This is a genomic window from Rhizobium sp. SJZ105 (genome assembly GCF_007828365.1).
Taxonomy (GTDB): Bacteria; Pseudomonadota; Alphaproteobacteria; order Rhizobiales; family Rhizobiaceae; genus Agrobacterium; species Agrobacterium tumefaciens.
This window is the reverse complement of record NZ_VIUP01000009.1, coordinates 156,291-168,487: the sequence shown is the minus strand read 5'-3', so window position 1 is coordinate 168,487 and position 12,197 is coordinate 156,291. Positions and strand designations below refer to the sequence as shown.

At 57.1% G+C, this 12,197-nt stretch carries 10 protein-coding genes and 1 pseudogene; 6 read left to right on the top strand and 5 right to left on the bottom strand.

Features of this window, described 5'->3' with window-relative positions:
- Positions 1 to 9: 9 nt before the first annotated feature.
- The 3 genes from FB593_RS22015 (at position 10) to FB593_RS21995 (ending at position 3,206) form a co-directional block, all read left to right on the top strand.
- Positions 10 to 915, top strand: coding sequence for a LysR family transcriptional regulator (locus FB593_RS22015; RefSeq protein ID WP_112291683.1), 906 nt, complete (start codon positions 10 to 12; stop codon positions 913 to 915).
- A gap of 246 nt (positions 916 to 1,161) precedes the next feature.
- Positions 1,162 to 1,461 carry a hypothetical protein gene (locus tag FB593_RS22005; protein ID WP_112291681.1) on the top strand — a complete coding sequence of 100 codons (300 nt, stop codon included), beginning with the start codon at positions 1,162 to 1,164 and terminating at the stop codon, positions 1,459 to 1,461.
- Between the two features lie 317 nt (positions 1,462 to 1,778).
- On the top strand, positions 1,779 to 3,206 hold the full coding sequence (locus tag FB593_RS21995; RefSeq protein ID WP_145166966.1) for an ISNCY family transposase: 1,428 nt from the start codon (positions 1,779 to 1,781) through the stop codon (positions 3,204 to 3,206).
- 5 nt (positions 3,207 to 3,211) lie between these two features.
- Here FB593_RS21995 and FB593_RS21990 read toward each other — a convergent pair whose 3' ends face one another.
- Positions 3,212 to 3,949 carry a hypothetical protein gene (locus FB593_RS21990; RefSeq protein ID WP_038497506.1) on the bottom strand — a complete coding sequence of 246 codons (738 nt, stop codon included), beginning with the start codon at positions 3,947 to 3,949 and terminating at the stop codon, positions 3,212 to 3,214.
- Between the two features lie 516 nt (positions 3,950 to 4,465).
- Here FB593_RS21990 and FB593_RS21985 point away from each other — a divergent pair.
- The 3 genes from FB593_RS21985 to FB593_RS21975 all read left to right on the top strand — a co-directional run bounded on the left by FB593_RS21985 (position 4,466) and on the right by FB593_RS21975 (position 6,907).
- The gene (locus FB593_RS21985) at positions 4,466 to 5,359 is read left to right on the top strand and encodes a helix-turn-helix domain-containing protein (RefSeq protein ID WP_111802803.1); all 894 of its coding nucleotides are present in this window, start codon (positions 4,466 to 4,468) and stop codon (positions 5,357 to 5,359) included.
- A gap of 88 nt (positions 5,360 to 5,447) precedes the next feature.
- Positions 5,448 to 6,158 carry a YbhB/YbcL family Raf kinase inhibitor-like protein gene (locus FB593_RS21980; protein ID WP_111790385.1) on the top strand — a complete coding sequence of 237 codons (711 nt, stop codon included), beginning with the start codon at positions 5,448 to 5,450 and terminating at the stop codon, positions 6,156 to 6,158.
- Positions 6,159 to 6,187: 29 nt separating this feature from the next.
- Positions 6,188 to 6,907, top strand: a complete 720-nt coding sequence (locus tag FB593_RS21975) for a class I SAM-dependent methyltransferase (protein ID WP_145166965.1) — start codon at positions 6,188 to 6,190, stop codon at positions 6,905 to 6,907.
- Between the two features lie 235 nt (positions 6,908 to 7,142).
- Here the strand turns inward: FB593_RS21975 and htpG are convergent, their stop codons facing one another.
- The 4 genes and pseudogenes from htpG to FB593_RS21960 all read right to left on the bottom strand — a co-directional run bounded on the left by htpG (position 7,143) and on the right by FB593_RS21960 (position 12,125).
- Entirely contained in the window at positions 7,143 to 9,035 is a 1,893-nt protein-coding gene (gene htpG / locus FB593_RS21970) for a molecular chaperone HtpG (RefSeq protein ID WP_145166964.1), read from the bottom strand.
- Positions 9,036 to 9,271: 236 nt separating this feature from the next.
- Positions 9,272 to 9,428, bottom strand: a pseudogene (locus tag FB593_RS27880) (DUF4172 domain-containing protein); the annotation flags it as partial.
- Between the two features lie 254 nt (positions 9,429 to 9,682).
- Positions 9,683 to 9,808 (bottom strand): hypothetical protein, encoded by a 126-nt coding sequence (locus FB593_RS27875; protein WP_321186297.1) that lies wholly within the window; start codon positions 9,806 to 9,808, stop codon positions 9,683 to 9,685.
- A gap of 64 nt (positions 9,809 to 9,872) precedes the next feature.
- The gene (locus FB593_RS21960) at positions 9,873 to 12,125 is read right to left on the bottom strand and encodes a TonB-dependent receptor (RefSeq protein WP_145166963.1); all 2,253 of its coding nucleotides are present in this window, start codon (positions 12,123 to 12,125) and stop codon (positions 9,873 to 9,875) included.
- Positions 12,126 to 12,197 lie beyond the last annotated feature (72 nt).

Here is a 12,197-nt window from a genome sequence, read left to right as displayed (position 1 = left end):
AGGGACCAGATGGCTCGAGCGGAAGTCAATCGATCCGGAGAAATGGAAGTCTTCGTGCAGGTTGTCGAGTGCGGTGGCTTCTCGTCAGCTGCTCGCAGCGTCGGAATGACGCCGTCGGCGGTGAGCAAACTGGTCGCGAGACTGGAGGCGCGGCTGGGTACCCGTCTCATCAATCGCTCGACGCGCGTGTTCAAGTTGACTTCGGAAGGCTGCGTCTTTTTCGAGCGCGCCACGCGTATCCTGGCAGACATCGAAGATGCCGAGCGGATCGCCAGTGCGGGTGAGGTACCCAGTGGCCGCCTCCGCCTGAGCACCAGCGCCTCCTATGCCACCCATGTCCTCGCCGGCATACTCCCGGAATTCCTGGAGCGATATCCTGCGATTACCGTCGATATCGTGCAAAGCGACCTTGTCGTCGATCTGCTTGAGGAGCGAATGGACGTTGCGGTTCGAGCAGGCCCGCTTAAAAGTTCGAGCCTCATCGCGCGCAGGCTTGGCGATACTGCAATGACAATCGTCGCTGCTCCCTGCTATGTCGACCGGCGTGGCCTTCCCCGGACTATCGAGGAGCTTGAAAGGCATGACAGGCTGGGCCTTGGTTACACCCGCTCGATGGATGGCTGGCCGTTAATATCGGCAGGCGCGACGATTTTTGCCCCAGTCGCCGCCCGTGTCCAGGCCAATGACGGCGAGGCGCTGCGCCAGCTGGTACTCGCTGGAAATGGAATTGCCCGCCTCGCCAACTTCACGATACGCGATGATTTGAGGGCCGGCCGACTGGTGCCGGTGCTCGACGAGTATAATCCTGGGGACCGGGAGGGGTTTCATGCCATTCATATAGGGCAGGGTGGCCCGCTGCCTTCCAGAGTGCGCGCTCTTCTTGATTTCCTGGCCAAGCAAGGCAAAGTTACATAGCAGAGAAACCCGCCAATCGGGGAGGATACCCTCACCCAAACTCGAGTCGACGTCTCGCGTTAGGTTTTAGGCACCGGCATGTCTGTCCCGCGCCATTGAGTTGTTCCTGCCGGGGATGGAAAGCTCCCTTGGCGTTCGCCGTGCAGTCTAGTAGAGCAAGTATCACGATATTGACGAGCCACACCGGGTCAAACATATACGCCAGAACTGGCGGATCGACCTCCAAAAGAAGGCGATTTAAACCGTATGAAACACAAGTCGCTCTATATTTGGCTGCTGATGCTAGCTGTCCCTGTGTCGGTTCTGATAGCAGCTCAAGTCGATACAAGTTCTGCACCATCAATTGGCGGGGGAGGTTACGACCTTGGTCCGTTTGTGTATTCCTGGTTATTGATTATTTTCACGGCACTCTGGTCTCTGTGCGCTTTTGTGGCAGCGCTGCTTAAGAAAGGCCGAGCTTCCTCTTTTCGCGCTTTCGGCCTGGCAGGCTTTGGTATTCTCGTCTTCGCTGTAATGATGCTTTTTTACGGAGAAAACCTTTCATAACTGCTCGTCCTGAAAGCGCCTCGATGATCTGGATCGGGAGAATGCCCCAGGGTGACGACTTATAGAACCACCCACCGTTTGCACCTGCGCATATCGCTTAGATCCAGTCAGGATTGAAAGAACATCGCCTTTTCGACAAATTAAGTTCCATAATATATGTTATGCAATTGCTGTGTGTAAGGGCTATTTAGTAATGCGACAGTTGGGCCAGTTAGAGATGCGACAGTCTCGCCTCTCGACGCACTGGTCAATGCCAACGCTGGGAGCAAGGATGACGATCTTCAGCCTGGTCGAGACCATAAGCGGTCGGAGTCGTCATGTCCTTTATGATCACCATGTCGCAGAAAGAATTGCATCGCCTCGAACTTATCCAGAAGATCCGTGACGGACGCCTGAGCGTTGTCCAAGCAGCCGAACAGCTCGGCCTTAGTCGAAGTCAGGTTCATCGGCTGCTGCAGGCCTACGACCAGGATGGCACGGCCGGCCTTGTTTCCAAGAAACGATCACAGCCGAGCAACCGGCGCCATAGCGAGGAATTTCGCAATGCGGCGCTGGATTTGATCCGCGAACGCTATCTGGATTTCGGCCCGACGCTGGCGCGCGAGAAGCTGATCGAGCTGCACCGGATCTCGGTCGCCAAGGAGACGCTGCGGCAATGGATGACCGAGGCCGGAATCTGGGTCTCGCGCCGGGAACGCAAGAAACGGGTTTTTCAGCCACGCGGCCGACGTGACTGCTTCGGCGAACTGGTGCAGATTGATGGGTCGCATCATTGGTGGTTCGAGAACCGCGGTCCCAAATGCGCGCTCCTCGTCTATATCGATGACGCCACCGGCAAGCTTCTGCATCTTCGCTTTGCCGGATCGGAGAACACATTCGACTATCTGCATGCGACGAAGGCCTATCTGCAACAATGGGGAAAACCGCTGGCATTCTACAGTGATAAACACGGCGTTTTCCGCTCGCTGCATGCGTCAAAGAAGGACCGAACCAGCGGTTTGACGCAGTTTGGTCGGGCCCTTTATGAACTGAACATCGACATCATCTGCGCCAACACCCCGCAAGCTAAGGGCCGTGTCGAACGTGCCAACCAGACATTGCAGGATCGGCTGGTCAAGGAGATGCGGCTTCGCGGCATCGACACGATTGAGGAAGCCAATGCCTATGCGACTGATTTCATTGCGGATTTCAACGCGCGTTTCGGCAAGCTACCGCGCAACCCGAAGGATATGCACCGGCCACTGGCCGATCATGAGAACCTTGACGGCGCCATGTGCCGGAAGGAGGCCCGCACGCTGTCGCAGTCCCTGACGCTCCGGTACGACAAGGTCTTGTTCATTCTCGATCCGACGGAGCGGGCCAAAGGGCTGGCGGGAAAGAAGGTCGTTGTCTGCGACTACCCGGACGGCCGGCTTGAGATCATGCACGAGAGCTTCACCCTCCCCTACAGAACCTTCGATACATTAAGGTCGGTCCATCGGGCAGAGGTTGTCGAGAACAAGCGTCTCGACGACATGCTTTCCGTCGTCGCTGAGCTGCAGGCTGGGCGGGAACAGCAGCGCAGCAAGAGCGGCCCTCGCCGCACCGGCCAGACGGATCATATGTTCGGTATTCCCGATGGCAGCCAGGGCAATGGTTATCAGAAGCGTGGATGCAAGCCTGGCCGGCGGACGGATTTCATGAATGATCCGAAGGTGATTGCAAAGCGAGAGAAGGCGTTGATGAGGCAGCCAGCGGCAAAATAACGATCTCAATGGACGCCGATGTCGCTCTGCGTATCCGACTCCAGTTGCAGGCACGCTGGCCAAAGTGGCGTCTTGTGGAAGGATCCGTCCTGGAGGAACGTGAGCCCCTCTCGTGCTTCGTAGAGCAGGCCCAGCCAGCACAAGCGTCGAAAGACACCATACTGAAGATCGGATTTCAGTTCCCAGGCTTCCAGGGTCATTTCGGTCTCAGACAGGGGCGCGAAGTCTGGCTTGAGGATCTTCACAACCTGCAATGGCGTGCACCCTTCTCGGGCCTTGATATTGAGAAGATTGAGGAACATGCGCCACCAGCGTAACCGTGCTCGGACCTCCTCTTCCCGTTCGGTGTCGTGGACATAGGAATAGAGATAATCCGTGGCAATCAGATCAAAGAAGGCGTTCGGGTCCAGCAGAAACTCCCGGCCGCGTTTGGTTGGCAGCAGCACATTCTTTTTCCGGCGAAGGAATTTTAGATGACGGGTCATGTCGCGCACGACCCAGAGCGGCGGCATGTCGCTTTCGTTCAGCACCTTGTTCATGCTGTATAGGTCTTCGGCCGTAAACCCTGGCCAGAGGAAGTGCACGGCGGCCCAATGCACGAACTTGCGGTTCATGGCGCCGGTCGCTGTCAATCCTATGCCACTTTCGCCGTCAGCATAGGCGATGGACAAAAGCATGCCGCGAAGAAGTGGTGAAAGCGCGGCCACGTCGACGTTGCCGTGCAATTTGATTTCCGGAAGCATCATGCCGCTTTGATCCCTACCCGCCCGATGCAGGTGCAAAACGATTATCAACTGGCTATGAGATAATTGCTACTGAGGAAGCTAAAGCCGAGGAGGGAGTTCTATCATCCGCCCCCTCCCTACCCTTGCAACCCGGCCCAGCCGGTCCGGTCGGGGGCTGATTGTTTGAGCCAGTGTCGCATTTCTAACTGGCTGGCAGAGCGACAGATGACATTTTAACTTTGCACGATTCGCGACATTTCAACCTTGCCGCCACACTGTGTGTAGCCGGGTACATTCCAACCGTTCAGGCGTCCAGCACTCTGCGTTCAGGCGCGCGATGAGAACCTCTCCGACCAAGATAACGGCGCTTTGCCGGCTTGCAATATCCGACCATCTCAGACGTTGTAGCCCTCCAAAAGATCGCCAATGGCAGACAGTACCTTTCCGTTTTCAGCGCCCTTCGGCGGCGTATCGACAGCGACTTGATTTCAACATAGCAATGACGCCTGATCCAATTTCGAGATAGCTTGTTCAATGCGTGAAAGCGACAAAACACTACGGCGGCGTCTCGTCGATGCCCTTCGCCCGCTGGCCGAGCGCGACACGCGCTTGATGCTCGAAAACGAAGATCCACCGTTCATCTCGGCCTTCGTCGCCCGTCACCGGGAAACCATTTCCGAGCTCAGCATGCCCGCCGCCGGCCTCGTCATTGTCATCGAAGGCCGCAAAGAAGTGCTGTGGGGCGCGGAACGCAATATCTACCACGCCGGCGACGCCTTCGTGCTGCCGGCCGGTGCGGAGGTTGATGTTGTCAATGAACCAGATGCCGACACTGGCGTGTATCGCGCCCTCTTCGTCCGCTTCTCTCGCACCCTGGTCATTGAGGCGGCACGCCTTTGGCCGCAACTCACCAAGCGCGACATACCCCTCGGCTCGCCCATCACGATCAGTCCGACGCTCTGCTCGGCAATCATCCATAGTGGCGAGGCGTTGGCGGGTGCGCTCGACCTTTCCCGGCGCGTCGTAGATCACCGTGTTCTCGAGGTTCTGCTTATCCTGGCCGAACAGGGTGCGCTGCCATTGATGCCCAAATATGTCGACCGCTCAGTCACAGAGGCAGTGCGCCTCCTGATCCGCCACCGGCTCGATCACGCGTGGTCAACCGCCGCGGTCGCCGCGTCCCTGTCGATGTCAGAGGCCACCCTGCGGCGGCGACTACGGGACGAAAACCACTCACTACGCGCGCTGCTGCTCACCGAAAGAATGCATGCCGCTTACCTCATACTCTCGGATCGGGATGCCGATGTCGCCGACGCAATAGCCGCTACCGGCTACGCATCGCGTTCACACTTCTCGCGGCACTTCCAGGATGCCTTCGGACAGGCTCCTTCGACCGTTCGCAAGGCACGTAAAAAACCATTAGCCTGACCGCTTCAGGCTCATTGCTGATCAGATCGGGCCCACCCGCACTGGCATCGTTCCCTATGCTCGACTGAAATCAAACAGGCGAGACGAGATGAACAGGAATAAAAGAAGCATATGCGCCGCCATTGTAGCCGCCGCATTTTCGGCGACAGCGCCCATGGCCGCGGACTCCACGCTGTCCGTAAAGATCGAAGGGCTTGACGGTTCTGGCCGGTTTTCAGATTCCGCCGCCTTCTGCCCGCCCGGAAAAGGGGCGAAGGACGTGAGCCCGGGGGTCTCATGGTCGGCAGGCCCAGAGGGCACCAGATCTTATGTGTTACTGATGACCGATCCGGACGTACCACTCGATTTTAGCCTCATCAATAAACCTGGCACCACGATTCCAGACGACGCGCCGCGGATCAACGTTTTCCACTGGGTTTTGGCCGATATTCCCGCCGGCATCATATCCATCGGCGAAGGTACGGAAAGCGATGGTCTCGTGCTGGGCGGCAAGCCGGTCGGATTGACACCACACGGACTGCGCGGCGCCAATGTCTATACGAGTTTTCTGGCCAAAACTGATGGCATGGCAGGCACCTATGGTGGTTACGACGGCCCCTGCCCGCCCATAAACGATCAGCGCGTTCACCGCTACATCCTTGAAGTGGTCGCGCTCGACGTTGTGACACTGGGCCTTGCGGGGCCGTTCACTGGCGAAGACGTGGAAAAAGCCATGGCTGGCCACATCCTTGCAAGCGGCAAGGCGACAGCGACATATTCATTGAACCCGAGCCTGATCCCCGCCGCCACGGCGAAGTAGATTACAATCCCAAAAGGTTCAGACACACCATGGCACCGATAAATGTTTCGTCCTTACCCGTCTTCAATCGGGATGCATCCGGCTACGACGCCCTTCGGCGCGGCCTTATTCCCTGTTTCGATACGTTTTACGGGACAGCGCTCGACTTGATCGACGACTGGCGGGACGCCGAGAAACTGCGTGTGCTCGATCTTGGCGCTGGCACTGGCCTTTTCACGGCAATGCTGCTGGCCCGCCACCCCGATGCCCAGATCCACCTCGTCGATGCCTCCGAAAAGATGCTCGAGCAGGCCCGGCAACGCTTCGATGGCAATCCGGCCATTACCTATGCCGTGGCCGACATGTCCGATACCGAACTCGGCGGTCCGTGGGATCTCATCATCTCAGCGCTGGCGATCCATCATCTGGAAGACGCCGCGAAAAAGCATCTCTTCGGTGAAATTCGGAACGCCTTGTCGGAGGGTGGCCTGTTCGTCAACGCCGAGCAGGTCCTCGGCCATGATTGCGAGGTAGAGGCCCGTTACGCCCTTATCTGGCTGCAACAGGTCAGGAGGCTGGGCGTACCAGAAGAGGAAATCACCAAAGCGCTCGAGCGGATGTCCCACGATCGTTGCTCCCCTATCGAGAACCAGTTGCAATGGATGCACGATACGGGATTTTCCGAGGTGGACTGCAGCTTCAAAGCATGGCGTTTCGCGGTGCTCAGTGGCCGACGTCAGGGCGAGCCGCAAGCCACTACGAACTTTTGAGATAGCAGCAAGACCTGGCATCAGCGGTTTATGAAATCTGCAGGGGTTCTATAACGCGCCCCTGGCAGTTTACAGTTCCAATGATGACTTATGGTGGGCTCTGCAGTGCAGTTGCATCGTCCAGAGGGTAGAAAGCGGCACTCAAGGGGCTGTGCCGGGCGCAATTGGCAACCACGGATCGTCCTCTTCGGCCGAGTGTTGGCAAGGCAGCCAAAGGCCGCCTCGCCGAGGCTTGTCACTTACCGGATCTCATCGCAAGGGCAAATAACCTGGCCTGCCGGTCGGCGAACGCGCGCGGGTTGGCTGGTTTGTCCCCGTCAAGGATGCGGGCTTCGTCAAGCAAAAGCCACGCAGCATCCTCGCGGAACGCCTGATCGTCCATTGAAGCAATGTTTTTCACAAGTTCGCTCTGCCCATTGATCTCCAGGATCGGCTTCGACGTTGTTTGCAACCGCCCGGCGCCTTTCAGGAGTTTTTCGAGTTGGCGGTCGGGGCCATAATCCGACGCGACAAGGCAGACCGCACTTTCGGTCAACCGATCAGAAATACGCACGTCAGCAACCTCCTCACCGAGGGCGCTTCGCGCGAAATCGATGAAGGCTCCGACCTCGGGAGAAGCTTGCCGGCCAGCCTCATCAGCGTCCCCCTCCCCGGCAACAGTGTTCAGATCGGCAAGACCTTGGGTGACAGATTTAAATGGCTTGCCTTCAAAATCTGGCACATTGGTCGGCCAAAAGTTATCGACGCCATCTGTAAGCAGGAGGACTTCGATCCCTTTGGCCCGGAAACCCTCAAGGTGCGGCGACGATTTCAGCTGATCCAAAGTGGAGCCGCTAATATAATAGATCGCCGATTGTCCTTCCTTCATCGTGGCCAGGTAGTCAGCCAGGCTGCGTGTCGCCTCGCCCGATACGGTGCTGCGGAAGCGTGCCAGCTTCAGCAACTGTGAGCGCCGTTCGAAGTCCTCGTAGATGCCTTCCTTGAGAATAGCCCCGAACATATCCCAGAACTTGGCAAAGGTCTCGCCGTCGTGCTCGGCCATCTTCTCCAGCGCGGAAAGGATCCGGCTCGTCACGCCCTTTTTGATGGCCGCGAGGACCGGACTTTCCTGGATCATCTCGCGGGAGATGTTGAGCGGCAGATCCGAAGTATCAACGATGCCACGGACGAAGCGCAGATAGCGCGGTAGCAGTTCGGCATCGTCGGTTATGAAGACGCGCTTCACATAGAGCTTCATCCGACCATGTCGGTCCGGATCAAACACATCGAATGGCTGAGAACCGGGTATGAAGGCAAGAGTCGTATATTCGTGTCGGCCCTCAGCGCGGAAATGGACGTTACTCAGCGGCTCGTCGTACTGGCCTGAAACGCTCCGATAGAAATCGACATAATCCTGCTTGGATATTTCATTCTTCTGCTTGATCCATAGCGCTGCACCATCGGATACCTGTGAGGGCTCGGCACCCTCCTTCTCGACCAGACGGATAGGTACGGGAACGTGGCCGGACTGGTTTCGAATGATCTCCTCCACCGTCCATTTGCTCGTATATTTCTTTGCATCTTCCAAGAGATGTAACACGACGCGAGTACCGCGTGTCGGTGCTTGTCCCGGATCGACTGCAGCAATGTCATAGCTTCCTTTGCCGTCGGATGACCATTTCCAGGCCTCGTCCTTGCCGGCGCGGCGCGAGATTACTTCGACCCGGTGAGCGACCATAAACGATGAATAGAAGCCGACGCCGAACTGGCCGATCAGTTGCGCTTTCTCTCCAGCTTTGGCCGCCTCAAGCCGATCCATGAATGCTTTTGTCCCCGAGCGCGCGATCGTACCGAGCGCGTCGATCATCTCGTCGCGGTCCATGCCGATGCCGCTGTCTTCGACAACGAGTGTCTGCGCCTCTTCATTGAGCGTCACGAGAATTCCCGGCTGGATCCCATCGGCCGAGAGTTGCGGATTGGAAATCGACTCATACCGCAGCTTTTCGCAAGCATCCGCCGCGTTCGAGATCAATTCGCGCAGGAATACATCTTTGTCCGAGTAGACCGAATGCACCATCATGTGCAGAAGTCGGCTGACATCGGCTTCGAATACGTGTTGCTCGGGCTGGCGCTCTTGTACGGTCGTCATTGATACCTCCATTGCATATAAATCGCCGGTCAAATGGTTTTTCCAGAGTCATATTTCAAGCGCTATCTAGCGCTTGCGCCAGCGTTCCTGGATCGTCTTTCGACTAGATTGTTTCCGATTTTCAGTTTCCGTGAGCCTTTGAGATTGCGCCAACAACCTCCTCGCAAATAGTGCTGCGAAAAAGATGACATTCTGTAGCTTCTACCGGTAAGTCAGCAGAGATATAACCGTTACCTACCGAAACTCCGGCGCAATGATGACGGGACACTCACGCGGTCCATAAATTCCCCCCTCAACTTCTGAAGTCTTGACCGCTTCATCGCCCAGCAACTCGATACAACGTTGTTTGCTGTTGTCCTCGTTGAAGTGCAGAACAGCACCGATAACCTCGCCGTCCCGGAGAACGGGCGTCTGCCACATCCTATCGGTCCACATTGCAGATGCGGTAAAGCTAGATATCGCTGCGCGCAGAGCCGTTGGGCCGCAAATTCGTCTTTAAGCCCTGCCCGGCCATTGTCCGACAGCGTCAGAAATCGAAGCGCGGGAGATGTGCAAGACAGACATTCAAACACGGCGGCTTCCAGACACTCGATGCCTGACGCATCGCCGACATGTCACCAACCTCGATCTTTCAACCACTGTGAGCCTTAGACATATCGAAATTGCCGCTTCTTCTTCAGCGCCCGCGCCCAGAACCCGCGCGCCCTCCCGATAAGCCCGACTGTGTCGCAGCCATGGAGATTGAAGGCACCATAGCCGGTCGGATCGGTCATTGCGCTGACCTGGCGGCACGTGGCGGGAGTAAATATCCCCGCCACATGCCGCCCTGATGATCCATCAGAAAACTTTCGTCAATGAAACGGCGAATGTGCGTCCGCGTCCCTTGTAGTCAAACACGGCTTCATTGGCCAAAGCTCCATAAAGCGCGTTGGCGCGCGCGCCCCATATGGTTGTGTAATCCTTGTCGAACAGGTTCGTCACGCCGAAGCGAAGCGTTGTGTCCTGCGCTTCGAAGCGATAGGCACCGGTTAGATCGAACAGGGTGTACCCATCAATCTTCCGGCTGTCGTCGTCGCTGAGATTGAAGGCATGTTGCCCGGCCAGCTTGATGTTGAAGTTATCTTTCGTCCAGCCAACATAACTGCCGAGCTTGGAAACACTGGCGGTACCGATGCTCTCCTTCTCCCAGTTACCGTCAGACTTGATTTCCGACTTCACCCAGTGACCGGATGCGCCAACGTCAAACCCGTAATCCAGTGTCGCGCTGGCGCTGGCCTCCAGACCATAGACACGTCGCTCACGATCAACGACATCAACTGCCAGGGTCGTGCGGTTCAACTCGATGGATCGGTTGGAGAGCGAGTAATATGCCGCGGTCTGGAAGCTGAAGCTATCGTCATTGAAACGATAACCGACTTCAAAAGAGTTGGTCTTGATCGCCTGGAGTGCGGAGTCGGCAACATTGACGCTGTCCAGGAGGACGTAACGGCCCCCGACAAGCCTATAGCTACCGATCCCGTAGTATTTTGCCGGGTCAGGAAGCTCGAAACCCTGGCCGAAATTGGCATAGATTTGCTGCGTGTCGGTCAGCTCATAGGTCGCGCCGGCGTTAAACAGAGCCGCATCGTAGCTGACTTCCCCGCCGGGAATGGGATCCACAGAGGAGCCGACCCGGTTGAGAACGGCGACCTGCTGTGCCGCGCCGGCGAAGCTCGATACGTCGGTGGTGACATATTGATAACGCACACCACCGTTGACCGTCAGCCGGTCCGTCGCCTCATAAGATCCCTGGATGAAACCGGCCAGGGTCGAGACATCGATATCGGGATAAAGCCCGGTAATGCCGCGTGTCCTGAAGTCCATCGCACCGGTCGTCGCGACTGTCAGGAAATCGAATACGTTCTGTTTGGAACTCAGCGAATCGAGGTCGGCGTCGATGCCATATGTCACCTTAAGCCCGTCCAGCGGCTCCGAGATCATCGCTGCCTTCAGGCTATAGTAATCGGTATCCTGCGAGCTGCCGCCGAAATAGACGAAGGGGGAGAAAATCGCACTACCGGGAAACGGGTGGAACCGGATTTCTTCCCGCCGGAAACTGCCCTGCAGAAGCAGTTCCTGCCCCAGGAAATCATTGTCGGTGTAAGTCGCGTTTACCATGGTACGGCGCGTGCGGGGGTCGAAATCCGATCGGTATCCGTCCCGCGTTTCAACCAGGTTGGAATTGCGGATCCCGGCGAGGCCTGCGCCAAGATAAAGCCCGAATGGCGAATCCTGGGCGCTGTCATAAAACTGGCCGGACACCTCAAGGCGCCTGTCGTCATCGATCTGCAAACCGACACTACCCATGAAATCGATGCGCTTGTTGAATGCTGTGGAAGTCTGGGTAATATCCGGGGTGAGCATCGTGCCGGAGCCATCGTAAAAGGCTCCCGTCTGGTTGCCCGCGATGGAGAAACGCGCATCCCAGTTTTCGCTGTTATAGGTCACGGCACCTGCACCGTTGCGGTCAAGGTCACGGGTACGGCCAAAGCCACTGCCAAGGCCCGCCGTCACTTCACCGCGCAAACCGTCCGGCGCATCTTTCCCCTTCTTCGTGATGATGTTGATGACACCACCTGTTGCATTGCCGCCGTAGATTGCCGTCGCGCCAGACAGAACCTCGACACGCTCGACATTGAACGGATCGATTGAATCGAATTGGCGGCTCAGGGAGCGCGCCGAGTTCATCGAAACACCATCGATGAGAATGAGGGCCGTGCGTCCCCGCAAGTTCTGGCCATAGGCTGTGCGCGCACCTTCGCTGGCGGGGTCGAAACTTGGAACTCTCTCAGCAAGAATCTGCTGAAGCGACTTGCCTGAACGGGCTTCGGCCTCGATGGCCTGTGCATCAACGACATAAATCGTTCGCGCCGTCCGCGAGATTTGCTGGGGTATACGGTTGCCACTTACAACGATCGGCTCCAGCACCGTAGAACCATTGTCTGACTGCGCGTTCTGAGACGTATCCTGCGCCTGAGCGGCGTCATTGCCGCCCCCGATTGCGACGACGATAGCCACAAGACTAACGCCGACATTCCACTTTCCGATCATGTCGCCCCCAATGCGCAAAAAATATCTTCCAAGTCGTCCCCCGGAAAATACAAGACTGTTTTGATCATGTTT